Below are 25,942 nucleotides of genomic sequence, written 5' to 3'. Positions count from 1 at the left end.
CATGCCATCGAGACTTGTATGGCACTTTCCGGACACGGCGACATGCGGCCAGGTAGCGGACCTTTCGAGACGTTCGCTCGTACCTCGCGAACTCCTCAAGGGCCTCCCGCAATTCGCTCGCCCACTCCTCGGCCAGCTTGGCGGTCAGAGGCCTTCGGGCAGTTGGTCGTCGAACTCCACCGGCGACGGCAACGGCGTGTGGCCGGCGAGTCCCAGGTAGCGGACCTGCGGCCGGTGCCGCAATCGCCGCACGTCCCGCACCGCCTCATTGTGGAAACGGCGGGCGATCTCGACGCGCTGGCCCGCCGAACGGAGTCGCTCGACCACCTCCGGCCAGCCGTCGTTCTCGTCGCGCAGTTCGGTGATGACGTCGATGCTCAGCGTCGTACGCAGCACCTGGGTGAGCCTCGACTCGGTCTCGGCACGTTCCGTGCCGATGCCGTCGGAGCGGAGCGCCTCACCCAATGACGCCGCATCGGCGGCGTCGAGGGAAGCACTCGCCGCATCGGCGAGCAGTGCAGCACTGGCCGGATCGAGCACACCCGACCCGGCGACCTCGCGCACGACCTCCGCCCGGCGCACCAACTGCGCGTCCAGGGACGCCACCGATCCCTCAACCTTGGTGTGCAGCCGGTCCAGGCGAGCGGCCGTGTAGGAGAGGTACCACGCGACGAGCGCGATCGCCGCGATGACGAAGGCGGTCCAGGCGAAGATCCGCATCAGTCACGACCCCGCACGCGTCTGCCGCGGGCTGCCGAGGTCGCCCGCACCGCACCCGGACGCGCCGCGTGACATGTCTCGTAGACATCCATGACGTCCGCCGACACCCGCGACCAGTCGAAATCGCGTGCACGCAGTGCGCCACGGGTGGCGAGTTCGGATCGCTCCCCCGGGTCGTCGAGCAACCGCAGCACCGTGGCGGCCAGCGACGCCGGGTCACCGGTGCGGAACATCGCACCGGCGGTTCCGCCGTCCAGCACGTCGGAGAACGACGGCAGGTCGCTCGCCACCACCGGGGCCATCGCGCTCATCGCCTCGACCAGGATGATGCCGAAGCTCTCCGCTCCCGTGTTGGGCGCGACATACGCATCGACCGACCGCAACAACGACGCCTTGTCCTGCTCGGTCACCATGCCCAGGAACTCCGTCGCCGCCCGCACGCGGTCGGAGGTATGACGCAAGGCCTCCCCGGGATCCCCCGGTCCGGCAACCAGCAGCCGGAGACCGGGCCGCACGTCGAGCAGCTGCGGCATCGCATCGAGCAACACCGCCAGGCCCTTCCGCGACTCCTCCAGCCGGCCGAGAAATGCGATCGTCGGCCGCTCCGCACTCCCCGTCCATTGCGGCACGAGCGGCGCCGTCGCGAAGCGATCGACATACACACCGTTGGGGATGATCACTGCATCCGCTGCGCCCTCATGGCGGTGGATCGTGCGTAACGCCTCACGGGACACCGCGATTCGGCCGCTGAGTTTCTCCAGCTGCGGCTCGAGCAACGGCATCAGGGTCAGCAGCACCCGCGACCGCATGGTGCTGGAATGGAACGTCCCCACCACAGCACCGTGGCCGGCCATCATCGCCAGCATCGACACGCTCGGGGCGAACGGTTCGTGGATGTGCAGCACGTCGAACTCACCACGCTCGATCCACCGGGAGACGCGTGATGCCGTGACCGGTCCGAACAGCAACCGCGCCACGGATCCGTTGTAGGGCACCGGCATCGCCCGTCCGGCGGAGTCGACGTACGGCGGCAGCTCGGCGTCCTCGTCCGCCGGTGCGAGCACTCGCACGTCGTGCCCCTGGGTGATCAGGTGCTCGGCCAGGTCGCGCACGTGGAACTGCACGCCACCGGGCACGTTGAACGCGTACGGGCTGACCATGCCGATTCTCACCGGGGCTCCTCCACGAACACACGTTGCATCATGTGCCAATCCTGCGTGTGCTCGCTGATGGTCTCCCCCAGGGAGTCCACGCACTGCTGCGTCATCGCGCGCACCTGGTCCTCGGCTGTCCCGTTGCCCGAAGGACGGACCCGTGCACCGAAGCGCGCCACTACCCGGTGCGCCGCCCGTCCCGGGATCGGTTCGTAGGTGATCGCGAGCGGGAAGAGTGCGGCGCCGGTCTCGAGCGCCAGCTTCGCCGGCCCCACTGCGGCGCGGGTGGGATGGCCGCACAACGTGACCTCGACGCCGCTGCGGGTCAGGTCCCGGTCCGCCAGCAGCGGCACGAATCCGCCGCGCGAAATCGCCTCTCGCAACTGTGAATACGGGTGTTCGCCACCGGTCAGCGGCAGGATACGCATGCCCAGTGACTCCCGGAAATCGACGAACGCGTCGAAGACCGACTCCGGTTTCAGCCGCTCGGCGACCGTCGTCACCGGGGCGAAGTGGTCCGTGGCCCACGCGCCGCAGTGGTCCCAGTTGCCGAGGTGGCCCAGGAACAGGATGAGCGGCTCGTCGCCGGCGACGATCGCGCGGGCCTCCGCGTCGTGGCCGGTCAGCCGGATGCGCTCATCGAGCGTCGCCGGGGTCTCACGGGGCAGCCGGAAGGCATCACACCAGTAGCGCAGGTATGACGAAACCCCTTCTGCGACCAGCGCTTCCAACTGCTCCGCGTCCAGTTCTGGACGAACCGTCGCATAGTTGGCGCGCATCTGTTGAACGGACCGGCCGTTGCGTCGGTGCAGGGATCGCGCGACCCGGGCGAAGGCGGCATACGCCATGCGTTCCGGAAGTCGGCACACCAGCCGCCAGGCCGCGCGGTAGGCGAGACCTTCCGCGCGTTCGCGCGGGGTCACTTCGGGAGTTCTCCGGCCCCGCCCAACGCCTGGGTGCGGACGGTGAGCATCCGCTGGAAGACGGTGATCAGGCTGGCGATCGCGAGGAGCGCCAGCACCACGCCGAGCACGGCCGTCGGCAGGTGCAGCCAGTGGATGCCGACCAGTCCGGTCGTCACGAGCACGGCCACGAGTCGTTCGGAGCGCTCGGCGATGCCGACGTTGGCCGTCATGCCCAGACCTTCGGCACGCGCCTTCGAGTAGGACACGACCATGCCGAGGATGAGGCAGCCCAGAGCGAGCCCGGCCATGACGAGGTTGTCGCCGTCACCGGCGTACCAGAGCACGAGAGCCCCGAAGATCGCCGCGTCGGCGACCCGGTCGAGAGTGGAGTCCAGGTAGGCGCCCCACACGCTCGAGCGGCCCGACATGCGGGCCATGTTGCCGTCGAGCGTGTCGGAGAAGATGAACACCGTGATGACGATCGTGCCCCAGAAGAAGTTGCCGCGCGGATAGAACGCGAGCGCACCGAAGCAGACGCCGATCGTGCCGACGATCGTCACGATGTCGGGTGAAATACCCAGCCGCAGCAGAAGTTTCGCCAGTGGGGTGAAGAACTTGGTGATCGCCGCCCGGGCGTAACGGTTGAGCATGGTGCCCTCAGGTTACCGGGCGGTTCGCGTCAACCTCGCGGCCAGGCGTCGGCGAGCCGCTTCCTGGTGTCGTCCAGCAGGACGGGCAACGCCTTCGTCTGGGCAACGATGGGCAGGAAGTTGGAGTCGCCGCCCCACCGCGGTACGACGTGCTGGTGCAGGTGCGCGGCCACTCCCGCGCCGGCGACCTCGCCCTGGTTCATGCCGAGGTTGAACCCGTCCGGCCCCGATGCGGTCGCGAGCGCGGTGATGGCCTGCTTGGTCAGCGCGGTGAACTCCGCGGTCTCCTCGTCGGTCAGGTCGAGGTATGCCGGGATGTGCCGGTTCGGGCAGATCAGCAGGTGCCCCGGGTTGTACGGGAACAGGTTGAGGATGACGAAGCAGGTCCGGCCGCGGTGCACGATCAGCGCTTCCTCGTCGGACTTCGCCTGTGCGGCGCAGAACGGACAGGCGCCGTCGTCGTCGTGATCGGGCTTGTCCGCCTCGATGTAGGCCATCCGGTGCGGCGTCCACAGTCGCTCGAATCCGTCGGGCACGCGGGCGAAGTTGTCTTCGGACTCGATCTCCTGCGGCATACGCCCGATCGTATGCCGAGCCCGGACGGAACAAGCGGAGCGGATCCGCGGTTGATGGTGGCGGACCAACTCGGGCGAACAGAACAGGAGCAGACATGCCGTTGCAGGGTGAATACGCCGAGGAGAAGACCGGCTGGGTCAAGGACCAGCTCGCCAAGATCGACGAGTCCGGCACGACCGAGTCCGTGGACATCATGGGTATGCCGGTCGTCGTCTACACGATGCGCGGCGCCAAGACCGGCAAGCTGCGCCGGGTGCCGCTGATGCGGGTCGAGCACGACGGCGTCTATGCCGCGGTCGCTTCCAAGGGCGGCGCACCCCAGCACCCGGTCTGGTACGGCAACATCACCGCCAACCCGCAGGTCGAGGTCCAGGACGGGACCGAGAAGCACGACGCCGTCGCCCGGGAGATCAGCGGCGCCGAGCGCGACGAGTGGTGGGAGCGTGCGGTTGCGGCATACCCGCCCTACGCGGAGTACCAGACCAAGACCGACCGGCTCATCCCCGTGCTGCTGGTGGAGCCGACCAAGTAGGCCCGGTCAAGGCGTCGTCGGAGACGTCATCGGAGACGTCATCGGGTGGGTAGGCGGTCGGTCAGGACGCACTGCATGAGTGTGTCCTGCGGACCGGCGAACCCGACTTTGCGATAGAGCGACCGCGCTCGGTCGGTGGCGTTGAGTTGCACCCGGTACAGCCCGCCGTCGACGGCCCAGTCGACGATCTCGCGCAGCAGTCGCTCACCGAGACCGGCGCCGCGCAGGTCGGGTACGACGTAGAGCGAGCTCAGGTGCATCCAGCCGCCGGTCGGTCGGCGCAGGCTCGGCAGGCTGGTGGCCAGGATGCCGATCGCGAAACCCACCGGGTCGCCGTCGGCGCGACGCGCGAGCCACGCCGGTCGGGCGGACCCCTGACCGAGCCACGCCTCGGCGAACTCGTCGAGGAAGCCCTCGCGGTGCGGCGCGCCACCCTCCAGGTCCCATCGCAGCGTCATCGCGGCCAGCACGAATGCGTCCTCGGGGGTGGCGCGTTCGATGCGTATGCCGGCCAGTTCGTCACTCACACCGGCAGTTTTCCACGGGTTCCACTTCCGGCCCAGCGATTGTCGGTGTGCACTGGTGCGATGAGGTCGTGGCCACCCGGCCGCACCCACCGCACGCAAGGAGCCGACCATGTCCGTCCAGTTGAACCCCTATCTCAACTTCCGTGGCGACGCGAAGGCCGCCATGGATCTCTACCACGACGTATTCGGCGGCGACCTGTCACTCAACACCTTCGCCGAGTTCAGCTCCGACGAGCACCCGATGGACCCCGCGGACGCGGACAAGATCATGCACGCGCAGCTGACCGCACCGGACGGTGTCGCGCTGATGGCTTCGGACGTGCCGCAGGGCATGGACCTCTCGCCGAACGGCACCATCAGTCTTTCCGGCGACGATGCCGAGAAGTTGCGCGGCTACTGGGACCGGCTGAGCGACGGCGGCAATGTCATCATGCCGTTGGAGAAGCAGATGTGGGGTGACGAATTCGGCATGTTCACAGACCGGTTCGGCGTTTCCTGGATGATCAACATCAGCGCGGCGGGCTGACCATCGTCGATACGGATGGTTACGGCTCGGCTGACTCGTAACCATCCGTATCGAAGTATCCGCACCGGCCGGTCGCGCCGGTAGTCAGCGGACCGATGGTGTCCGCAAGGCGGCATACCGTTCCGGCATGGACAAACGCACCTGGGTGATCGTCGTCTCTCGAGAGCACGCCCGTCGCGGGGTCGACGAAGGGTTCATCATGGCCAATCACGGCACACGCGCGCCGCTTGCACGCATGAACGCCGGCGACCGGATCCTCGTCTATTCCCCGAGGACGGCATACCCGGACGGCGAACCACTCCGGGCGATCACCTTCGCCGGCACGATCACCGGTGACGCACCGGAGCCGAGCACGGTGATCGAGGGCGGTTTCCGCCGCCGTGCCACGCTGCGCGAGATCCGACCACTTCCGCTGGCCGCGGTGCGCGATCATCTGCCGACGGGTCGCCTGCGTTTCGGCTGTTTCGAGCTGCCCACTGCGGACGCGGTCGCCATCCAGCAATTGCTTGACTGACCGAACTCCTGCTCGCGAAACTTTTTGCCTGATCCTGAGCCGTACGCGACCTGCAATTTACCCACGCTGCCTAGCATCGCTGCGAGCGCCATCCCCGAGGCGCCCGTCCCTGACAGGAAGGCACCACTGCTATGCGCACTCCGAGTTTCTTCCAGGTCACTGCCGTCGCCGGAGTTGCGGCAGCAACGATCGCGATCTCGACCGGTCCCGCCGCCGCAGTCACCAAGCTCTCCCAGTCTCAAGCCGCAGCCCAACTGTCCGCCGCCGGCGTGACGTCGTCGTCGAGCGGTGGCTGCACCACCCGCAGCAACTCCCATTGCACCTCGTATGAGCAGATCAACCAGACCACGGTGAGTGGCGTGATCACGCTCAAGAGGGCGAGCGGCTGTGCCATCAACATCACGGGTGGGACGGAGGTCGGCCACGCGTCGGGCACCTACAGCCACTACAACGGCTACAAGGTGGACATCGCCAAGAACACCTGCATCAACAACTACGTCAAGAACAGCTTCACCTACATCGGTTTGCGTGGCGACGGCTACCCGCAGTGGAAGGCTGCGTCGGGGAACCTCTACTGCGACGAGGGCAACCACTGGGACGTCACCTACTACACCAGCGGCGGCTGATCAGCGCTCCGATCCGCGCCCCGCACGGCCGGTCAGCGACTCCTCCACCAGCGTCTGCTCGGGGAGGTCCATCCGTAGCACCACGTCGCCCGGGTGCAGCCGCTCATCGGCTCGGTAGAGGTCCAGCAGTCGTTGCTCGGCGGCCGTGTCCCCGGTGTCGGCTGCCACCAGCAATGCGCTCACGTCATCGATGAGGTCCGCGTCCTGATCCTGGCTGCCCGGACCGTTCATCGTCCCCCAGTTGTCCCACAGCAGCAGCTCGTCACCGAACCGGTGCGCGACCTCGAGGATGACGTAGTTGCGGACGAACCACGCGCCGCGGGCGACCGGGATCGACACATCGACGCCGTAGGTCTCGACGTCGAGCGCGCCGGCCCGGTGGCTGCGCCATACCTCTGCTGCAGTGTGGAATCCCTTGCCAGCAGGGATGTTTCGAGGCTCCGGCAGCGTGGCGATGGGCGCCTGCACCTCCGGATCGAAGCGCACCCAGCGCTCCCCCGACCACGCCTCGGCCACGACGTGGTCGTGGTGCCATCCGTCGACGAAGTAGTCGGCGAACCCGATCCGCGAGCGGGCGGGTATGCCGTGCTGGCGCAGGATCGCCACGCTGAGCAGGGTGTGGTCGCGACAGCAACCCTGGACCCTCGTGGTGGGTTCGCGGGACTCGGCCAGCGATGCCGGGTGGCGCTGTTGATCGAGTTCCAGCGTCCGCGCGATCCATCGGGAGTGAATGTCCGAGACGGTGTCGGCCGGCAATGCGTGATCGGACGCACGGTAGTGCTCGATCACGTTGCGCACGGTCGCCGACAGTTCGTCGAGCTCGGTGGGCACGGCGTCGAGCAGGGACGCGAAGCGCCCCGGGTCGCTGTATGCCGTGTGCCTCGCATAGTCGATCATCGCTGTGTGTTCAAGGATCGTCATAGCCGAATTCCGTTCTCTCAGAAATTGATTCAGTGATGCTCAGTCGTTCGGACAATCGGTTGCGCGAGCGGGAGGACGATGTCCGCCACGTGCTCCGCTCCCGGTTCGCCGTTCCAGTCGGACACGTAACGCTCTCGGGGCGCGCCGGAGGTCTCCTGCCCTGCGGCCGCACGGTCGACGGCGGCGTAGGCCTGCATGATCTGCGGATAACCGCACAGGTCGGCGCCGATCTCGGTGTAGAGCTGTTCCCCTCCCGGCTCGATCCGGACGGTGATCTCAGTGGTTGGTGGCACCAAGCCCTCGAAGGGGACGCACACCTCGATCGGACCGTCGCTGTCCGGGCTCACGGCACCGTGGTAGATCACCCAGAACTCCACGGTTCGCGTCGCGCCATGGCTGGCGAGGTGCTGGGAGATCCGATGCTCGGCGTCGATGAACGACTCGACCAGTTGCGGCTGAGACACCCGACGAGTGATCGAAGCGACGGCGCACTCGGGCACCGCCCGCCGCTGCACCACCAACTCGAGTGTCTCCTGCCGCCCTACTGCGAATTCGGAGAGCAGATGGTCGACGATGTTCTGTTGCTCGAGGCGCAGCTGCTGGTGACCACGCCACCAGGTGGCGAGCAGCTCCGCGGATCGCGTGTCGTCCGGCGCGTCGACGACGGCATGCACAACGCTCAGCGGAGCACCGGCACGCCGGAGCATCGTGATGCGCGCGGCACGCTGCAGCTGCTCCTCGCCGTAGTAGCGGTATCCGTTGTGCTCGTCGATCCGCCGCGGCAACAGCAGACCCGAGTCGGCATACAGCCGAAGCGCTTTGGGACTGAGTCCCGTCTCGCGGCTGAAGTCCCCCGCTGTCATCTCCCGCATGTCGACGAGTCTGGGGCCTGCCCTTGGGGCGAGGTCAAGAAGTCAGGAAGAACTGCGCCACGAGGTCGGTCACTTCGGTCGCGAACTCGTCGAAGAAGCCGTGCCGGCCGGGATCGTAGATCTCGAGTCGACTCCCCCGGATGTGCTCATGCAGGACGTGCGCGTTCGCGACGGGCGCGAACCGGTCCTGGGCTCCATGCATGATCAGTGTCGACGCATCGATCAGCTCCAGCCGATCTGCGGCGTCGTGCTTCGCACTCACCCGTAGGTGCCGGTTGGCGTCCCGGCGGCTGATGTCCGGGTCGCCGAAGAGGTAGGTCGGTACACCGTCATACCCACCGTGCGCCGCGACCCAGTCCGGTGTGTAGAACAGGTCAGCCGTCGTTCGCAGCCTCGCGGCACGGTCCGGGTTGGCGAGCGCCAGCCGCACCTCCCGGTCCCGTTCGGTGGCGAGCGACCCACCCGGTGTCGTGCAGGCCAACGCCATCGCCCGCACCAGCTCTGGTTGGGCGATCGCGAGTTCCTGGGCGATCCGGCCACCCATCGAGGTGCCGTAGACGAAGGCACTCCCGATGCCGAGAGCCGACAGCACCGCTGCAGCATCGTCCGCGAAGAGGGCCGTCGACCACACCGCCTGATCCTCCGCGCCGGACGCGGCCTGCCGTCGCGCGGTCTCCCCCGTGCCCCGGTAGTCGAAGGTGATCGTCAGGAACCGGTCGGTCAACAGTGGTCGGACGTGCTGCCACCACTCGTGCGAATTCGCCTGTCCCTGCAGCAGAAGCAGCGCCGGCGCATCCCGTGGTCCCTCGACCTGATGCGCCAGCCGACCGCCGTCTACCGGACTGGTTCCGCGCAGTCTCACGACAGAATCTCCCGGGCAGGCGCACCGCCGCCGTCCGTAACTCGACCCTGGGGAGACTTCGGCACACCACGAGCCGTCATGCCGACCCCAACCCGACCCTGGGGAAACTTCGGTACGTGGCCGGCCGCGTCTGCGATCCGACTAGTCGCTCCGGACGTGGTGCAGCCCCCGGGGCCTCGAGTGTCCGTGGGGGCTGCATTGGGTCCAACTAGTGGCAGGCGGGCTTGGTTCCCGCTAGACCTGTGCCTTGTCACGGATCGCGGTTTCGATCTCCGCGATGGCTTCGGCGACCGGGACACCGTTGCGCTGCGTGCCGTCGCGGAAGCGGAAGGAGACGGCGTTCGCGGAGCGGTCCTCGTCGCCGGCGATCAGCGTGAACGGCACCTTGGACTTGCTGGCGTTGCGGATCTTCTTCGGGAAACGGTCGTCGGAGTCGTCGAGCTCGACCCGAATCCCCTTCTCCCGCAACTGATCCAGCACACCCGAGAGGTATGGCGCGAACTCCTCGGCGACCGGCACGCCGAGCACCTGCACGGGCGACAACCACGGAGGGAAGGCGCCCGCGTAGTGCTCGACCAGCACGCCCAGGAACCGCTCGATCGACCCGAACTTCGCCGAGTGGATCATCACCGGCTCCTGGCGGGTGCCGTCGGCGGCCTGGAACTCCAGCCCGAAACGGTGCGGCTGGTTGAAGTCGTACTGGATGGTCGACATCTGCCAAGTGCGGCCGATGGCGTCGCGGGCCTGCACCGAGATCTTCGGACCGTAGAAGGCGGCGCCGCCCGGATCCGGCACGAGCTCCAGGCCGGTCTCGGTCGCCACCTGCTCCAGGATCGACGTCGCGGTCTCCCACTGTTCGTCGGTGCCGATGAACTTGTCCTTCTTGTCGCCCTCGGTCTCCCGGGTCGACAGCTCCAGGTAGAAGTCCTCCAGGCCGAAGTCCCGCAGCAGCGACAGCACGAAGTTCAGCAGGTGCCGGATCTCCCCCGGCGCTTGCTCGGCGGTCACGTAGGAGTGCGAATCGTCCTGCGTCATACCGCGCACGCGCGTCAGGCCGTGGACCACACCGGACTTCTCGTAACGGTAGACGGAGCCGAACTCGAAGAAACGCAAAGGCAATTCGCGGTAGGAACGACCGCGCGAGGAGAAGATCAGGTTGTGCATCGGGCAGTTCATCGCCTTGAGGCGGTACTGCGCACCCTCCAGCTCCATGCCCGGGAACATCGTGTCCGCGTAGTAGGGCAGGTGACCACTGGTGTGGAAGAGGCCGTCCTTGGAGATGTGCGGCGTCCCGACGTACTGGAAACCCTCCTGCAGGTGCCGCGTGCGGACGTAGTCCTCCATCTCACGCTTGATCACGCCGCCCTTGGGGTGGAAGACCGGTAGTCCGGACCCCAGCTCCTCGGGGAAGCTGAAGAGATCCAGCTCGGCGCCGAGCTTGCGGTGGTCGCGCTTCTCGGCCTCGGCGAGACGGTCGAGGTAGGCCTTCATCTCGGCCTTGCTCGGCCAGGCGGTGCCGTAGATGCGCTGCAGCTGCGGGTTCTTCTCCGAGCCACGCCAGTAGGCGGCGGCCGAGCGCATGATCTTGTAGGCGTTGCCGATCAGCTTGGTCGAGGGCAGGTGCGGACCGCGGCACAGGTCACCCCAGGCGACCGAACCGTCACGGCGGAGGTTGTCGTAGATCGTCAGTCCGCCCTCGCCGACCTCGGCGTCGGCACCGTCGGCCGCGTCCCCAGCCTTCGACTTCAGTCCGATGAGCTCCAACTTGTAGGGCTCCGAGGCGAGTTCGGCTCGCGCGTCATCATCGCTGATCTCCCGACGGTGGAAGGTCTGCCCCTCGTTGATGATCTTCTGCATCGCCTTCTCGAGGGCCTTCAGATCCTCGGGCGTGAAGGGTGTCTCGACGTCGAAGTCGTAGTAGAACCCGTCGGTGATCGGCGGTCCGATGCCGAGCTTGGCGTCCGGGTTGATCTGCTGCACGGCTTGCGCGAGCACGTGCGCCGTCGAGTGGCGCAGCACGTTGAGGCCGTCAGGAGAGTCGACCGGGATCGGCTCGACGAGCGCGCCCGCCGGGATCTCCCGGAAGAGATCCTGCAGCTCGCCGTCCACCGTCATCGCGACGACCGTCCGGTCGTCGCCGAAGAGCTCGGTGCCCGTCGTGGCCTGCTCGACCCGTCGACCGGTGGCGGCGGTGGGTTCGGCTTGACCTGCTGACACAGGGGTTCTCCTTCAGGGATGGCTGGGGTATGGCGAGCGCCGGCTCGCCATACAGACGTGTGCTCGGCGACGGACGCCGGGCACCCGAAAGGTTAACGCTTGACTCTCACGCGACGTCAGGCCACATCGTCATAGCTCGTGACCACGAGAATCGAAGCCATGGATGAACTCACGGTGGGCCAGGTGGCCGAGTCGTATGGCGTGACGGTGCGCACCCTGCACCACTACGACGCCATCGGGCTGCTGCGACCGAGCGCGCGCTCATTCGCCGGCTATCGGCTCTACACGCCCGACGATCTGGCCCGGTTGGCCGAGATCGTCGTGTACCGGCGGTTGGAGTTGCCCTTGGAGGAGATCCGGCAACTGCTGAACTCCGGCGACACCCGTGAGCATCTGTTGCGGCAACGGGATCTGGTCATGGGAAGGGTCGACGAGTTGCACCAGCTCGTCACGGCCATCGACAACGCATTGGAGAAGACCATGGCGGACGAAGAACTGACGACCGAGGACATGAAAGAGCTGTTCGGCGAGCGCTTCGAGGAGAACCAGGCCGAGGCCGAGCAACGCTGGGGCGACACCGACGCATGGCGCGAGTCGCAGCGTCGCGCGGCGCAGTACTCCAAGGCCGACTGGGAGCGCATCAAGGCCGAGTCGGACGACATCTACGCGAGTTTCGGGCGCCTGTACGACGCCGACGCCCCGGCCGACGGCCCCGAGGCGATGGATGCCGCCGAGACACACCGCCAGCACATCGTGCGCTGGTTCTACGACTGCCCGCCGGCGCTGCACCGAGGCCTGGGCGACCTGTTCGCCGGCGATCCGCGCTTCCACACGATGCTGCCGTCGGCGGACAGCGCCGAGTGGATCCGGTCGGCATTCCACGCCAACGCCGACCGGCAGGCAGCGGACTGACGTCGTCAGCCGGTCGCCACGGCGTAGGCGACGACTGCCACGCAGATCAACGCCAGCACGATGGCCACGACCCACAGGGTTCGGGTGGCGTTCCCGCCGGAGCCGGTGCTCGCAGCGCCGCCGATCGACCGGTGCGGTGCGGGCGCCGGCTCGATGCGCCGCTGCGGCGGGTTTCCCGGCAGCCGAACGTTGCTCTGCGAACCGGCACGTGTCGCGCCCGGACCCGCTTGTGGCGGCGGTGCCGGGGTGACCGTCCGCCGCGGCTGCGACATCGCGGCCCGCGCAGCGTCCATCAGGGCCGGCGCGGTGGCCGGGCGGTGCGCGGGGTCCTTCGCCATACCGGATTGCACGACGCGGTCGAGAGCCGGCGGCAGGTCGGTGCGGTATTGCCGCAGCGACGGCGGCGGCGCATTGAGGTGCGCGGCGATCAGTTGCACCTGTTCGCCGACGCCGAACGGCTTGTTACCGGTGAGTGCCTGGTAGAGCACGCAGGCCAGCGAGTAGACGTCGCTGCGTGCGTCCGAACGCGCAGGCACGTGCAGCCGCTCCGGTGCCATGTATGACGCACTACCGACGACCTGTCCGGTCGAGGTCAGGTCCTGTTGGCTGGCGCTGGCGGCGATGCCGAAGTCGACCAGATAGGCGAAACCCTTCGGGTCGACCAGGATGTTGGACGGCTTCACGTCCCGGTGCACCAGACCGGCACGGTGCGCCGAATCGAGTGCGTCGCCGATCTGGCTGAGCAGATCCAGCGTCCGCGACACCTCCAATTGCCCACGGTCCAGCAACTGAGCGAGGTTGCGGCCCTCGACCAGGCGCATGTCCAGGTAGAGGCGGCCGTCGATCTCGCCATACCCGTGGATCGGTATGACGTGCGGGTCGGTGAGCCGCGCGACGATCGCGGCCTCCCGCTGGAAACGGGCGCGGTACTCCTCGTCGGTGGCCGTCGAGAGGTGCATGACCTTCAGCGCGACATCTCGGCCCAGTCGGGTGTCGGTGGCACGGGCGACCTGGCCCATCCCACCGGTGCCGATCACCTCGTGCAGGTCGTAGTGCCCGAACCGTGCGGGCGCACGCGACGCCAGCTCCTCGCTCGTCATGACGACACACCGCGACCCGGGACAGTTGCAACGATCACGGCGACACAGTAACGGCCGTGCCTTGATCGTTGTCAGCGTGTGAGCGAGCGCAGCGAGCGACCAAGGAGTGCAGGGCGAATGCCGACACCCGAGGAACGAAGGGATCGGCATGAGCGAGCCGCACCGCGAGCGGCTCCGTCTTCGGTTACGGTTGATGCTGCTATCCGCCTCGTCACAGGTATCGTGGCAAGGCTGCGCGGCTACCGCGACGACCGCCACAGCGGGGACAGCATCCACCGTATTTTCCAGGAGACGAACCACAGTGAACGCGACGACATCGATCCGTCGGTGGGTCGCCCAGCGACTGCTGTCAACTGCCGCAGCAGGCCGCTCCTCGGGGCTGGCAGGACTATCAGTGCTTCCCAGGAAGCTCACCATGCCGTTGCGGCGCAACGGCATGGATCCGGTTCCCGAGCTCGGGCAGATGCGTGAGAACGACCCGGTGCGCCGTATGCGCCGGGTGTTCGGCATCAACGTGTGGCTGGTCAGCGGCTACCACGAGGCCAAGGCCGTACTGGCCGACACCAAGAGTTACAGCACCGACATCCGACCGATGCTCGGTATGGGCAGTGACGTCAAGATCGGCGGCCTCGGGTTCACCGACCCGCCGGAGCACACACGACTCCGCAAGATCCTGACACCGGAGTTCACCGTGCGCCGGCTGGCCCGGCTGCAACCGTCCATCGACCGGATCGTCGCGGAGCGACTGGACGCGATGGAGGCCGGCGGCCCGGTCGTCGACCTCGTCGAGGACTTCGCGTTCCCGATCCCGTTCCTGGTCATCTGCGAGCTGCTCGGACTGCCGGTCGAGGACCGCGAGCACTTCCGCAAGCTGGGCCATGCACGCTTCGACGTCTCCGGCGGCGGCGTCGGCGTGTTCGGCGCGATGACCGAGTCGCGGGAGTTCCTGCAGGAGGCCGTACGCCGGCAGCGGCAGGAGCCGGGCGAGGGTCTCATCGGGCAGATCATCCGCGAGCTCGGCGACGAGGTCACGGACGAGGAGCTCGGCGGTCTCGCCGACGGTGTCTTCACCGGCGGTTACGAGACCAGCGCGAGCATGTTGTCCCTGGGCACCCTTGCCTTGTTGCGCGAGCCGGAGAGTTACGCCCGCGCCGGCCACCCCGAGCACGTCGACTCGGTCGTTGCCGAGTTGCTGCGCTACCTGTCGGTCGTCCAGATCACCTTCCCGCGCTTCGCGAAGGAGGACCTGGACCTCTTCGGCAAGCCGATCAAGAAGGGCGACGTGGTCATCGTCTCCCTGTCCGGCGCGAACCGCGATCCGGTGCTCGGCGAGGACACCGAGACGATCAATCCGCACGTCGACCGGTCCTCCCACCTGGGCTTCGGGCACGGCTTCCACCGGTGCGTCGGCGCCGAACTGGCACGGATGGAGCTGCGCTCGGCGTTCCTCGGTCTGGTCGAGCGCTTCCCGAACCTCGAGCTCGCAACGCCGCTGGAGGACCTCACCTTCCGCGACCTCTCGATCGTGTATGGCGTGGAGTCGCTCCCCGTCCGGCTGCGACCCGACTCAACACGCGAGGTCGCATGAAGACCACCCCGCAGCGCTCCGATACTTCGCGGGGGCCCCGGTGAGGATCGTTCACGTCGCTGATTCCTTCCCACCGGACGTCGGCGGGATCGAGCGCCAGGTCGAGGCGCTCGCGCTCGCGCAGCGTGCCGATGGGCATGACGTCTCGGTCATCACCGCGGTGAACAAGGACGGGGCCAGGGACCAGGACCTGGATGTGCACCGTGGTTTGCGGACCAGATGGCTGACCATCGCGTTTCCGTCGTTGAACCACGCGATGGTGACCGACGTCCTCGATCGTGACGAGGTCGACGTCGTGCACGCGCATTTCACCGTCGCCTCACCGATCGCCGTGTATGTCGCGCGGGCCGCCGGCAGGCGCGGCATACCTGTCGCGGTCACCGTGCACTCGGTGTGGTGGAAGGTCGCCTCGGCGCACCGGTTCGTCACCGGGGTGTTCTTCGGTCCGTCCTTCATGAAGGTCGTCTACTCCGGCGTGAGCACCATGATCGCGGCGCACATCAAACGTGTGTACCCGCGTAGTGGCGAGGTTTCCGTGGTGCCGAACCTCGTCGACACCGACTGGTGGGCACCCACGACGCCGTCGCTGCACCGTGCCGGCGATCCGGACTTCCGGGTCGTGTTGGTGGGTCGGCTCAAGAAGCGCAAGCACATCGACGAATTCATCGAGATCATGTCGAGGGTGAAGGCGAACGTGCCGGCCGGTGCGGCCGTCTCGGTCTCGATCGTCGGGGCCGGTCCGCGCCATGACGACCTGGTGCAACAGATCGAGAACCTCGGCCTGGGCGATTGGGTCGAGCTGCTGGGCCATCGGACGCCGGAACAGATCCGCGAACTGCTGCACGAGAGCGACCTGTTCGTCGCACCGTCACGCCAGGAAGCCTTCGGGATCGCGGCTCTGGAAGCACGCAGTGCCGGGGTGCCGGTGGTCGGCTACAACTTCACGGGTCTGGCCGACTTCGTGGAGCACGGGGTCGAGGGCCTGTTGGTCGACGACGCCGACGACATGGTCGACACCCTCGCGAAACTGCTGATCGACGCTCCACGTGTCGAGCAGTTGAAGGCATCCACCCGCGCGCGTCGACCCAGCGTGACGTTCGCGGATGCCATGCGCGCGACATACGACTTCTACGAGCGTGCGCAGCGCGAACTCGGCGGTCGGTAGCGAGGCGAGGGAACGTCTCGAGGTCCCGCCACCCCTGCTGACGACCCACCTCGTATGACGCGGTTTACGCCATTGTCATATGCCCGATGAATCCCGGTTACGCGCGCGTATCTTAGCGTAGTTCGGCGAATTCGTCAGGGGTTCACGGGCGTACCCATTTCAGCTAGCTTGCTTGGCACGATGCCTCATTCGCATCGCGCCTTTCCGGCGCGGGTTGAAACGGAGTAATCACATGGAGTTGAGCGATTTTCATTGGTCCGACATCATCACGAAAGTTGTCGCGGCCGCGGTCATCCTGATCATTACCTGGTTCCTGGCGAAATTCGCCAAGAAGATCCTTGCCAAACAATTCACCAAGATCAAAGCCCTGAATCGAGAGGACGGAACGGGTGATTCTCTCGGCGAATCACTGAGCACGATCATCTCGCTCGTCATTTGGATCTTCGGACTGATGGCGGTTCTCAATCTGTTCCGGCTGACCCAGGTCACCACTCCCCTGCAGGACATGCTGAGCACCCTGCTCGGCGCCCTCCCACAGGTGCTCGGCGCGGCCCTGGTGATGTTCATCGGGTTCGTGCTCGCCAAGATCGCCCGCGAACTCGTGGTCACCGCGCTGCAGGCTGCAAACGTCGATCGGTTCGCCGACAAGTTCAGCAGCCAGGCGAACAGCCAGATCGACAACGCGACGGGCACGACCAGCGCCCAGCACGACGCGCCGCAGCACTTGCAGGGTGACCAGCAGGGCCTCGGCCAGGCACACGCTCAGGTGCAGGCCCAGCAGGGCGGCGATGCCCCGATGAAGATCTCTTCGATGGTCGGCATGTTGGTCTTCGTGGTGGTTCTGCTGGTCGTCGCGATCTCGGCGCTGCAGATCCTCGGCATCAAGTCGATCTCCGACCCGGCATCGCACATGCTGCAGCTCATCCTCGACACGATCCCGCTGATCATCGGCGCTGCCATCCTGCTGATCATCGGTGGCCTCATCGCCAAGGTCGTCGGCTCCCTGGTCGAGAACCTGTTGCGTGGCATGAACACCGATCGTGCCCTGACCAGCGTGGGCATCGAGGCCGGTGACGCCGACGTCCCGAAGATCGTGGCCAAGGTCGTGCAGATCGCGATCGTGCTGTTCTTCGCGGTCGCCGCCGCCAACATGCTCCAGTTCCCGCAGATCACCGAGATCCTGAACACGATCCTCAACCTGGGTGGTCGCGTCGTCTTCGGTGCTGTCGTCATCGTCGCGGGTGTCTTCATCGCCGGCCTGCTCGCCAAGATGGTCGGCGGACGCACCGGCGACATCGTCAAGGTCGCGACGATCGTGCTCTTCGCGGCCATCGGCCTGAAGTACATGGGTCTGGCGGACTCGATCATCAACCTCGCGTTCGGCGCGGTTGTCGTCGGCGGCGCCGCCGCGGCAGCGATCGCGTTCGGTCTCGGCGGTCGAGATGCTGCCGCCCGTCAGTTGGACAAGATCCAGCAGTCGGCCGACCGGCCCGCGGACCAGCCCGCGCACACCGACCCGGCGTAGTCGGGGCAGCGTCATACCAAAGGCCGAAGGGCCCGGCGAGGAACCGCCGGGCCCTTCGCGCGCGGACAGCGGGGTTACGGTGGAAGACCCGATCACGTCGGGCGCCGCCTTCCGGCAGTCCGGCTGGAGAGGAACGCTGATGGCGCTCAACGCAGCACAGAAGCTCATCCGGGAGCACCTGCTGGACGGAGACCTCACTCCCGGCGCGGAGATCGCGTTACGCGTCGACCAGGCACTGGTGCAGGACGCGACCGGCACGATGGTGATGCTCGAGCTCGAAGCGCTCGATCTCGACCGGGTCCGCACCGAGGTTGCCGTGCAGTATGTCGACCACAACCTGCTGCAGGAGGACGAGCGCAACCCGGACGACCACGCGTTCCTGAGATCGGCGGCTCAGCGTTTCGGCCTGTGGTTCTCCGGCCCGGGCAACGGGGTCTCGCACCCGACGCATCAGCAGCGTTTCGGTCGGCCGGGCGTCACGTTGGCCGGGTCCGATTCGCACACCTGCGCGGCGGGCGCCATCGGCATGCTGGCGGTTGGTGTCGGCGGCCTCGACGTCGCGATGGCGCTCGCCGGCGAACCGCTCTACCTGCGGATGCCGAAGGTATGGGGTGTCGAGCTGACGGGGGAACTGCCGGACTGGGTGTCGGCGAAGGATGTGGTGCTGGAGATGCTGCGCCGGCACGGCGTCAAGGGCGGCGTCAACCGGATCATCGAGTATCACGGAGCTGGCCTGGCAGGGCTGACCGCGATGGATCGGCACGTGATCGCCAACATGGGTGCCGAACTCGGTGCAACGGCAACGGTTTTCCCGTCCGACGACGAAGTGCGGCGCTTCCTCGCCGGTGAGGACCGCGACGGCGACTGGCATGAGCTGGTGCCGGACGAGGGAGCGTCATACGACCTCAGCGAGCAGATCGATCTCTCGTCCTTGGAGCCGCTGATCGCCAAGCCCTCCTCCCCCGGCAATGTCGTGCCGGTGCGTGAGGTCGCGGGCGAGCCGGTGTCGCAGGTGGTCGTCGGGTCGTCGGCGAACCCCGGTCTGCGCGACTTCGCCGTGGTCGCCGAGATACTGCGCGGCCGGTACGCCGATCCGGCGGTGTCCGTCGACATCAACCCGACGTCGCGGGAGATCCTGCAGAACCTGATCAAGGGCGGCTGGCTCTTCGACCTGATCAGCGCGGGCGCGCGCGTGCATCAGTCGGGCTGCCTGGGCTGCATCGGCATGGGCCAGGCGCCCGCGACAGGGCGCAACAGCCTGCGCACCATGCCACGCAACTTCCCCGGTCGGTCCGGCAGCAGGGAGGACTCGGTATGGCTGTGCTCCCCCGAGACCGCCGCCGCTGCCGCACTCACCGGTGTGATCACCGATCCGCGAGATCTGGGCAAGGACAACGGGATCGACTATCCGCGGCCGCAGCTGCCCGAGCACGCCAGCGTGAACACCGCGATGCTGGTCGAGCCGCTGCCCGAGGCAGAAGCGCGTGACGTGGAGCTGGTCAAGGGGCCGAACATCTCCACCCTGCCCGACCTCGACGGACTGCCGGACCGGGTGGAGGCGCAGGTCGGCCTGGTCGTCGGCGACGACGTGTCCACCGACGAGATCCTGCCGGCCGGCGCCAAGGTGCTGCCCTATCGGAGCAACATCCCGAAAATCTCCGAGTTCGTCTACGAGGCGGTCGACCCGGAGTATGTCGAGCGGGTCACAGCGCTGCGCGACGACGGCGGTCACCTCATCGTCGGCGGTGAGAACTACGGGCAGGGTTCTTCGCGCGAGCACGCGGTCATCGCACCCCGATACCTCGGACTGCGCGTGGTGATCGCGAAGTCGTTCGCCCGGATCCACTGGCAGAACCTGGCCAACTTCGGGATCCTCGCGCTGGAGTTCGACGACGCCGGCGATTACGACGACATCGAGCTCGGCGACACACTGGTCCTCGACGGCTTGCACGACGCGCTGCCGGCCGGCGACACGGTGGAGGCCGCCAACTCGCGTAGCGAGGCGTCATACAAACTCCGGCATCAGTTGTCGCCACGCCAGGTCGACATGGTGCTCGCCGGTGGCCGAATCCCGTTGCTACGCCAAAGGCTGGTCGAGTAGTCGTGAGGAACGAGCGACGTATCGAGATCCAACGCACGTCACGTGTCGGGACTACAAATCGAGTCTTGCCTCGTCGATCGTCGGCTCGAACAATTCGACCGGGTTGCCCGACGGATCCTCGGCGATCGTCTGGCGGCCACCGACGCCGTCGACGATGTCGTTGCGGAAGCGCACCCCACTCCCGCGCAACTCGGACACCAGACCATCGAGGTCGTCGACCTCGATGGCGAAGCGGTTCCAGCCACCAGGGGTGGGCGCCGTCCCGTCCGCCATAACCTGCCCACCACCGGGACCGCCACCCGGCGCTGAGAGCACGAGTCGCAGATCGCCGCGCGACAGCATGGCGAACGCCGGGGCGGGGTGCATGACCTCGGTGAAGCCGAGCCGGCCGACGTAGAACGCGATCGCCTCGTCGACGTCGAGCACGATGTACCGAACACTGACCGTGGGCATCAGCAGACCTCCTGGTCGAGGTGCCGTGCGGCAACACGGCGACACTTCACCGTATCGCCGGAGCGCCCACCGCGTAGGTCAGCGCAGAGTCGGGTCGTCGCCGACGCGGACGAGCAGCTTGCCGATGTTGCGTCCGGTGAGCAGCCCGCGGAACGCCTCGGGTGCCTGCTCGAGTCCGTCGACGATGTCCTCAAGGTAACGGACGTGGCCGTCCCGGATCCAGCCGGACATGTCCTGCTGGAAAGCCTGGTAATGCGTTGGTACGAATTCGGATTGGATGAATCCGCGCACGGTCAGGCTGAGGCTCAGCACCTTGCCCATGAAGCCGGGCAGCTGGTCCGGGCCTGCCGGCCGCTCGGTCGCGTTGTAGCCCGCGACCAACCCGCAGACCGGCATCCGCGCATAGAGGTTCAGCCGCTTGACGACTGCTTCGGCCACCGGCCCGCCGACATTCTCGAAGTAGACGTCGACGCCGTCCGGTGTCGCGGCGGCGAGATCCTGAGTGAACGTGGGCGACCGATGATCGACCGCGGCGTCGAATCCGTAAGTCTCCGTGAGGATTCGACACTTGTCGGGTCCGCCGGCGATGCCGACGGCGCGGGCCCCCTTGACCCTGGCGATCTGTCCGACTGCGGACCCGACCGGGCCTGCTGCGGCCGCAACCACGACGGTCTCCCCCGGCTTCGGTTTGCCCAGCTCCAACAATCCGGCGTATGCCGTGAAGCCCGGCATACCCAGCACGCCGACCGCAGTCGAGACCGGTGCCTGCTGCGGGTCTAGTCGTCGCAGGTGCTTGGTGTCCGCGACCGCGTGGGTCTGCCAGCCGCTGTAACCGAGCACGACGTCTCCTGCGGCAAAGCTGTCGGCGCGGGATTCGACGACCTCACTCACGGTGGCACCCAGCATCACGTCGCCGGGCTGCAGCGGCGCGGCATACGACTTCGCCGTGCTCATCCGGCCGCGCATGTAGGGGTCCAGCGAGAGATAGATCGTTCGCAGCAGGACCTGTCCGTCCGCGAGCGGCGGCAGTTCGACGGTGGTCGTCTCGAAGTCACTGTCCTGCGGCATACCGACCGGGTATGCCGCCATCCGGATCTGCGTGGTCGTCGGAGTGCTCGTGGTCATCGATGGGTCTCCTCGTGCAGCAGGGTTCGGCGAAGGTGTCAGAAGCCGGGGAAGACTTCGCGGAGCTCGGCGAGCGTGACGTTGCCGGTGACGTCCACGTCCACCGGGGTGTATGCCGGGCCGAGTCGTCCGAAGAGCAGCCGGACAGCAGCTTCCGGGGCACCGGAGAACGCAGCCGTCCCGCCCTCTGTCTCGTGCTCGAGGCGCACGCCGTCGTCGATCACCACGCGGTAGCCGCTGTCACCCAGGGACAGCACGACGGGGTTGTCGAGGACGTCGGCCTTGCCGGCGAATCCCACCAGGACGTCGAGAGCGCCGGAGAGGTGCTCGAACAGGACGGGAACGGTGGTGTCGAGGACGCCGGATCCGCTGTCGACCGCAACGCGGACGTCCCAGCTGTGGTTGGCCACCTCATTGAGCCGTAGGCCGGCGAAGGTCGCGACTGTGGCCGGCGCCGGGAGGAAGCCGATCGGCACGGTCAGCGCGTGCTGCTCCGGTGTCAGCGCCTCCAGCCTGTCCACGAGACGTCGGTCGTGTTCGAGGAAGGCGGCGCGCTGGTCGGCGGGCGCCATCGCGTCCCAACGAGCCCAGACGGACGGATTGAAGTCGTCGTCGGGTGCGTCGCCCTCACCGAGGGCCGCAGTCAGACTCGCGAGGGTGATCTCCGAACCGCTGCCGAGGTGCGAGAGGACTTGGGCGACCGACCACTCGCTCGCCCCTGAAGGTCCGGCCAGTTGCTCGTCGGTCAGTCGGCCGACGACCTCGGTGAGCACTTCGTGTTCGTGGCGGAGTGCGTGGATCGTGCGCGTGGCGAGAGTTGTCATGACGGTGCCAACCGGGTCGGGGCGTTCTGTGTTCCCCGACCCCGTTGGACAGCGGATTCGTCGAGCGTCGGGATCAGCGGCGGTAGAGGAGGTACTGCTTCCTGGTGCGGTTGAAGGCGTGCAGCTCCGGCTGCCACGCCGCCACGATCTGCGCAGCACTGTCGCCGGCCGTGAACATCTTCAGGAAGCGATCCGATCCGGTCAGCAGGTTGATCCAGCGGCCTGCGTCGCCGCGCCAGTCGAACTCGTCGTACAGGTCGCGCAGTGCGGTCATCATGGTCGTCGCGGTCCGGATCGCGTCGACCCGATGCGGCTCGATGATGTGCACTTGGACTCCGCCGCAGACCTTGCCCTCGTTCTTGGAGAAGGTCGGGTTGAAGTAGGCCTCCCGGAACTCCACCCCGGGCAGGTTCTCCTCCGAAAGCTGTTGCGCCCACTTGTAATCCACGTACGGCGCGCCGATCAGTTCGAACGGCCTCGTGGTGCCGCGCCCCTCCGACAAGTTCGTCGCCTCGAACATGCAGAGTCCCGGGTAGACCAGCGCGGTGTCCGGAGTCGGCATGTTGGGCGACGGCAGGATCCACGGAGCACCGGTCTCGGCATACAGCTCGTCGGGCGACCAGCCTTCGACCTTGACGACCTCGAGGTCGGCGACCTTCTTCCCCGCGACGGTCGGCATGAACTCGCCGTTGTAGAAACGCGCGAGCTCACCGGCGGTCATCCCGTGCTGCTGCGCGATCTTGTCCAGGCCGACACCCGACGTGAATCCGTCCTTCAGAACTGGGCCTTTCGCCTCTCCCCCAACGGGATTCGGGCGGTCCAACACCACGAACCGTTTGCCGAGTCTCGCGGCGGCCGCCATCGCGTTGTAGAGCGTCCAGATGTAGGTGTAGAACCGCGCTCCGCAGTCCTGGATGTCGAAGACGATCGTGTCGACCTTCGCCTGGCCGTAGTAGTCGGCGAACTTGTCGATCGTGGCGCCATACGCGTCATACACCGTGACGCCGGTGCGTTCGTCGACATACGTCTCCTCCGAGTCGCCTGCCTGAGCCGTGCCGCGGAATCCGTGCTCGGGCCCGAAGACCCCACCGATCTCGACCTTCCCGGACTCGACCATCACGTCGACGATGCTGCGCAGCCCGTCCCTCACCACGCCCGTCGGGTTGGTGATGACCCCGATCCGCTGACCGGAGAACACCTTCCACCGGTCGGCGGCGGCCACGTCGGCACCGCAGCGGAACCGGCCCGGGTGACCACGGCCCGCGGTCACCGCGGCATCCGCACGCTCGGTGCTGCCGATCGTCAGTGCGCCGGCCCCCAGAGCCGCCGCTCCCAGGAAGCCGCGCCGGCCCATTCGACTCTTGGTGTCATCGCTCGTGTTGTCCATACCTTCGAGCCTGCCGCACCCGTGCGACCGGTTGGGTCGAGCGCAGTCACGAGTTCCGATGCAGTCCTTCATCCTCGCTACATTCCGCGGTTGGTACCTCTGAGATCTCTTGAGGAGGTCTCATGACCGATGTGAATCGCCGGGGATTCCTGGTCGGGCTCGGTGCCGCCGGCCTGACGGCAGCGGCTGCCGGTGGGCTGGCCATCGAGCGCTCCGACGCGGACACCGCCCCACGAACCGGCACCATCAAGGACGTGAAGCACGTCATCCTGCTGATGCAGGAGAACCGCAGCTTCGACCATTACTACGGGACTCTCAAGGGGGTTCGCGGGTTCGCCGATCGCAGCGTCATCGAGATCGGGGGCAGGTCGGTCTTCGACCAGCCCGACGGGCACAGGCACCAGTACCCGTTCGCGCAGGACGTCGGACACTCCGGCGCACAGGTCGAGCACCAGCGTGGCTTGCCGCACGAATGGGACAGCCAGCACGCCGCCTGGGACAAGGGCAGGCTCGACCGGTGGATCAGTGCCAAGGGCGTCGACTGCATGGGCCATCTCACTCGCGCCGACCACGTGTTCCACTGCGCACTCGCGGACCACTACACGATCTGCGACGCCTACCACGCCTCCGTGCTGAGCTCGACGGGACCGAACCGCACCTACTTCTTCAGCGGCACCATCGACCCGGCCAAGAAGTACATCGCCCATCCGCCATACACGGGCGCCAATGCGATGGGTCGGCGCCTCCCCTGGCAGACGTATGCCGAGGCGCTCGAACACGCCGGAGTGACTTGGCGGGTCTATCAGGGCAAGCACAACTTCGACAACAACGCGTTCGACTACTTCGCCGCGTTCGAGGATGCGAAGCCGGACTCACCGCTCGCCCGCAACGGCCTGCAACGGGTGCCGTCCAAAAGCGGCTCGACCGCCGACGGCATCATCGCCGCCGTGGCGGCCGACGTCAGGTCCGGCAATCTGCCGCAGGTCTCGTGGATCGTGGCCGACAAGGCCAACTCCGAGCATCCCGATGGCCCGCCGGCGAACGGTGAACGCCTCGTTCATGGTCTGATGCAGGCGCTCAACGCCGACCCGGCGGTCTTCGACTCCAGCGTGCTGTTTCTCAACTACGACGAGAACGACGGCTATTTCGACCATGTGCCGCCACCGTCACCACCTCGGGGAACGGCCGACGAGTTCCTCGACGGCGTGCCCGTCGGTCTGGGCTTCCGCGTGCCCATGACGATCGTGTCCCCATGGACCAGAGGGGGTTTCGTGGACTCGGAAGTCTTCGACCACACGTCGGTCCTGCGATTCCTGGAGACCTGGACGACCGCGATCGGCACACCTGCCGTATGCCGCAACATCAGTGACTGGCGCCGCGCGGTGTGCGGCGATCTCACCTCGGCGTTCGACTTCCGCTGGCCCGTGTTCGGTATGCCGCCACTGCCCAGTCCCCGACCCACGCAACTCACAGCCGCAGGAGGCACCAAGATCCGCCCGACAACCAACGTGCCACCGACTCAGGAGTCGGGCGTCAGCCCGGCCCGTGCCCTGCCCTATCAACCGAATGCATTCATCGACGGCTGGGACCGGACCGGCCGCGGCGTCCGGCTGCGGTTGCGGATGGCGAATGTCGGCACGAGCGCCACATCCTCCGCGCACTTCGCCGTCTACACCGGTGGTGGGCGCCCGCCCGAGCAGTTCACTGTCGCTCCTGGCGCGACGACCACCGGCACCGTCGACGTGGCTGCGCACCCGAACGACCGCTACCACGTCACCGTCATCGGCCCGAACCGCTTCCTGCGCCGGATGACCGGGGTCGCGAACGGCGCCGAGGGTCTCGAGGTCACCACCCGGTTCGCCGGCGCACCGGCGAAACTGTGGTTCGACTTCGTCAACGACTCCAGTCGCAAGGCGACCTTCACCGTCACACCGAACAACTACCGCGCGGACGGCCCCTGGACGTACCAGGTGGCCGCCGGTGCGAAAGCCAGCCATGGGTTCAACACCGTTGCAGATCAACATGGTTGGTACGACTTCACGATCACGTGCTCGGCGGATCTGTTCTGGACCCGGCGCGTCGTCGGGCACATCGAGACCGGTCGGCCGAGCATCACCGGCTGAGCGCACACCGCGGACGGCGGCCGTTCATCACTTGTCA

Annotated in this window: 25 protein-coding genes; 10 read left to right on the top strand and 15 right to left on the bottom strand. The window is 67.1% G+C overall.

Annotation, left to right across the window (positions count from 1 at the left end; translation table 11 throughout):
• Nucleotides 1-144: 144 nt before the first annotated feature.
• Genes ACZ50J_RS10020 through ACZ50J_RS10000 form a run of 5 tightly spaced genes read right to left on the bottom strand, consistent with a single transcriptional unit; the run spans nucleotide 145 to nucleotide 4,004 of the window.
• Nucleotides 145-720, bottom strand: a complete 576-nt coding sequence (locus ACZ50J_RS10020) for a hypothetical protein (protein WP_464301130.1) — start codon at nucleotides 718-720, stop codon at nucleotides 145-147.
• Nucleotides 720-1,892: a glycosyltransferase family 4 protein gene (locus tag ACZ50J_RS10015; protein WP_464301129.1), complete on the bottom strand. Its 1,173-nt coding sequence runs from the start codon at nucleotides 1,890-1,892 to the stop codon at nucleotides 720-722. Before ACZ50J_RS10015 ends, ACZ50J_RS10020 begins: the two co-directional genes overlap by 1 nt.
• Nucleotides 1,889-2,797, bottom strand: a complete 909-nt coding sequence (locus ACZ50J_RS10010) for a phosphatidylinositol mannoside acyltransferase (RefSeq protein WP_464301128.1) — start codon at nucleotides 2,795-2,797, stop codon at nucleotides 1,889-1,891. The genes ACZ50J_RS10015 and ACZ50J_RS10010 overlap by 4 nt, the downstream gene beginning before the upstream one ends.
• The gene (gene pgsA, locus ACZ50J_RS10005; protein ID WP_464301127.1) at nucleotides 2,794-3,429 is read right to left on the bottom strand and encodes a phosphatidylinositol phosphate synthase; all 636 of its coding nucleotides are present in this window, start codon (nucleotides 3,427-3,429) and stop codon (nucleotides 2,794-2,796) included. The genes ACZ50J_RS10010 and pgsA overlap by 4 nt, the downstream gene beginning before the upstream one ends.
• Nucleotides 3,430-3,458: 29 nt before the next feature.
• Nucleotides 3,459-4,004: an HIT family protein gene (locus tag ACZ50J_RS10000; RefSeq protein ID WP_464301126.1), complete on the bottom strand. Its 546-nt coding sequence runs from the start codon at nucleotides 4,002-4,004 to the stop codon at nucleotides 3,459-3,461.
• Nucleotides 4,005-4,099: 95 nt separating this feature from the next.
• Between ACZ50J_RS10000 and ACZ50J_RS09995 the strand changes: the two genes are divergently transcribed.
• Nucleotides 4,100-4,537 carry a nitroreductase family deazaflavin-dependent oxidoreductase gene (locus ACZ50J_RS09995; protein WP_464301125.1) on the top strand — a complete coding sequence of 146 codons (438 nt, stop codon included), beginning with the start codon at nucleotides 4,100-4,102 and terminating at the stop codon, nucleotides 4,535-4,537.
• 38 nt (nucleotides 4,538-4,575) lie between these two features.
• Here the strand turns inward: ACZ50J_RS09995 and ACZ50J_RS09990 are convergent, their stop codons facing one another.
• Nucleotides 4,576-5,064, bottom strand: coding sequence for a GNAT family N-acetyltransferase (locus tag ACZ50J_RS09990; RefSeq protein WP_464301124.1), 489 nt, complete (start codon nucleotides 5,062-5,064; stop codon nucleotides 4,576-4,578).
• Nucleotides 5,065-5,173: 109 nt separating this feature from the next.
• Between ACZ50J_RS09990 and ACZ50J_RS09985 the strand changes: the two genes are divergently transcribed.
• The 3 genes from ACZ50J_RS09985 (at nucleotide 5,174) to ACZ50J_RS09975 (ending at nucleotide 6,730) form a co-directional block, all read left to right on the top strand.
• Complete coding sequence (locus tag ACZ50J_RS09985; RefSeq protein ID WP_464301123.1) at nucleotides 5,174-5,590, top strand: VOC family protein; 417 nt, start codon at nucleotides 5,174-5,176, stop codon at nucleotides 5,588-5,590.
• Between the two features lie 127 nt (nucleotides 5,591-5,717).
• The gene (locus ACZ50J_RS09980; protein ID WP_464301122.1) at nucleotides 5,718-6,104 is read left to right on the top strand and encodes an EVE domain-containing protein; all 387 of its coding nucleotides are present in this window, start codon (nucleotides 5,718-5,720) and stop codon (nucleotides 6,102-6,104) included.
• Nucleotides 6,105-6,235: 131 nt separating this feature from the next.
• Nucleotides 6,236-6,730, top strand: coding sequence for a hypothetical protein (locus ACZ50J_RS09975; protein WP_464301121.1), 495 nt, complete (start codon nucleotides 6,236-6,238; stop codon nucleotides 6,728-6,730).
• Here the strand turns inward: ACZ50J_RS09975 and ACZ50J_RS09970 are convergent, their stop codons facing one another.
• The 4 genes from ACZ50J_RS09970 to thrS form a co-directional block, all read right to left on the bottom strand.
• On the bottom strand, nucleotides 6,731-7,651 hold the full coding sequence (locus ACZ50J_RS09970) for a transglutaminase-like domain-containing protein (protein WP_464301120.1): 921 nt from the start codon (nucleotides 7,649-7,651) through the stop codon (nucleotides 6,731-6,733).
• A gap of 29 nt (nucleotides 7,652-7,680) precedes the next feature.
• On the bottom strand, nucleotides 7,681-8,523 hold the full coding sequence (locus ACZ50J_RS09965; protein WP_464301119.1) for a MerR family transcriptional regulator: 843 nt from the start codon (nucleotides 8,521-8,523) through the stop codon (nucleotides 7,681-7,683).
• A 34-nt stretch (nucleotides 8,524-8,557) separates the two neighbouring features.
• The gene (locus ACZ50J_RS09960) at nucleotides 8,558-9,385 is read right to left on the bottom strand and encodes an alpha/beta fold hydrolase (protein ID WP_464301118.1); all 828 of its coding nucleotides are present in this window, start codon (nucleotides 9,383-9,385) and stop codon (nucleotides 8,558-8,560) included.
• A 234-nt stretch (nucleotides 9,386-9,619) separates the two neighbouring features.
• On the bottom strand, nucleotides 9,620-11,602 hold the full coding sequence (gene thrS, locus ACZ50J_RS09955) for a threonine--tRNA ligase (RefSeq protein ID WP_464301117.1): 1,983 nt from the start codon (nucleotides 11,600-11,602) through the stop codon (nucleotides 9,620-9,622).
• A gap of 159 nt (nucleotides 11,603-11,761) precedes the next feature.
• On the opposite strand from thrS, the gene ACZ50J_RS09950 reads away from it, so the two are divergent.
• Nucleotides 11,762-12,514 (top strand): MerR family transcriptional regulator, encoded by a 753-nt coding sequence (locus ACZ50J_RS09950; protein ID WP_464301116.1) that lies wholly within the window; start codon nucleotides 11,762-11,764, stop codon nucleotides 12,512-12,514.
• Between the two features lie 5 nt (nucleotides 12,515-12,519).
• Here ACZ50J_RS09950 and ACZ50J_RS09945 read toward each other — a convergent pair whose 3' ends face one another.
• A complete protein-coding gene (locus ACZ50J_RS09945; protein WP_464301115.1) occupies nucleotides 12,520-13,614 on the bottom strand; it encodes a serine/threonine-protein kinase in 1,095 nt (364 codons plus the stop codon).
• A gap of 301 nt (nucleotides 13,615-13,915) precedes the next feature.
• On the opposite strand from ACZ50J_RS09945, the gene ACZ50J_RS09940 reads away from it, so the two are divergent.
• From ACZ50J_RS09940 to ACZ50J_RS09925, 4 genes are all read left to right on the top strand, one after another.
• Nucleotides 13,916-15,202, top strand: a complete 1,287-nt coding sequence (locus ACZ50J_RS09940) for a cytochrome P450 (protein ID WP_464301114.1) — start codon at nucleotides 13,916-13,918, stop codon at nucleotides 15,200-15,202.
• Between the two features lie 40 nt (nucleotides 15,203-15,242).
• Nucleotides 15,243-16,367 carry a glycosyltransferase family 4 protein gene (locus ACZ50J_RS09935; protein WP_464301113.1) on the top strand — a complete coding sequence of 375 codons (1,125 nt, stop codon included), beginning with the start codon at nucleotides 15,243-15,245 and terminating at the stop codon, nucleotides 16,365-16,367.
• Nucleotides 16,368-16,599: 232 nt separating this feature from the next.
• Entirely contained in the window at nucleotides 16,600-17,892 is a 1,293-nt protein-coding gene (locus ACZ50J_RS09930; RefSeq protein WP_464301112.1) for a mechanosensitive ion channel, read from the top strand.
• A 139-nt stretch (nucleotides 17,893-18,031) separates the two neighbouring features.
• On the top strand, nucleotides 18,032-19,993 hold the full coding sequence (locus tag ACZ50J_RS09925; RefSeq protein WP_464301111.1) for an aconitate hydratase: 1,962 nt from the start codon (nucleotides 18,032-18,034) through the stop codon (nucleotides 19,991-19,993).
• Nucleotides 19,994-20,044: 51 nt separating this feature from the next.
• Here ACZ50J_RS09925 and ACZ50J_RS09920 read toward each other — a convergent pair whose 3' ends face one another.
• From ACZ50J_RS09920 to ACZ50J_RS09905, 4 genes are all read right to left on the bottom strand, one after another.
• Entirely contained in the window at nucleotides 20,045-20,446 is a 402-nt protein-coding gene (locus ACZ50J_RS09920; protein WP_464301110.1) for a VOC family protein, read from the bottom strand.
• 78 nt (nucleotides 20,447-20,524) lie between these two features.
• Entirely contained in the window at nucleotides 20,525-21,571 is a 1,047-nt protein-coding gene (locus ACZ50J_RS09915) for an NADP-dependent oxidoreductase (protein WP_464301109.1), read from the bottom strand.
• A 38-nt stretch (nucleotides 21,572-21,609) separates the two neighbouring features.
• A complete protein-coding gene (locus ACZ50J_RS09910; RefSeq protein WP_464301108.1) occupies nucleotides 21,610-22,395 on the bottom strand; it encodes a maleylpyruvate isomerase N-terminal domain-containing protein in 786 nt (261 codons plus the stop codon).
• Between the two features lie 73 nt (nucleotides 22,396-22,468).
• The gene (locus tag ACZ50J_RS09905; RefSeq protein ID WP_464301107.1) at nucleotides 22,469-23,782 is read right to left on the bottom strand and encodes an exo-beta-N-acetylmuramidase NamZ family protein; all 1,314 of its coding nucleotides are present in this window, start codon (nucleotides 23,780-23,782) and stop codon (nucleotides 22,469-22,471) included.
• A 122-nt stretch (nucleotides 23,783-23,904) separates the two neighbouring features.
• Between ACZ50J_RS09905 and ACZ50J_RS09900 the strand changes: the two genes are divergently transcribed.
• Entirely contained in the window at nucleotides 23,905-25,905 is a 2,001-nt protein-coding gene (locus tag ACZ50J_RS09900; RefSeq protein WP_464301106.1) for a phosphocholine-specific phospholipase C, read from the top strand.
• The last annotated feature ends 37 nt before the right edge of the window (nucleotides 25,906-25,942 follow it).

This window comes from Flexivirga sp. G2, assembly GCF_055397625.1.
This window is presented reverse-complemented; position numbering and strand designations above follow the sequence as displayed.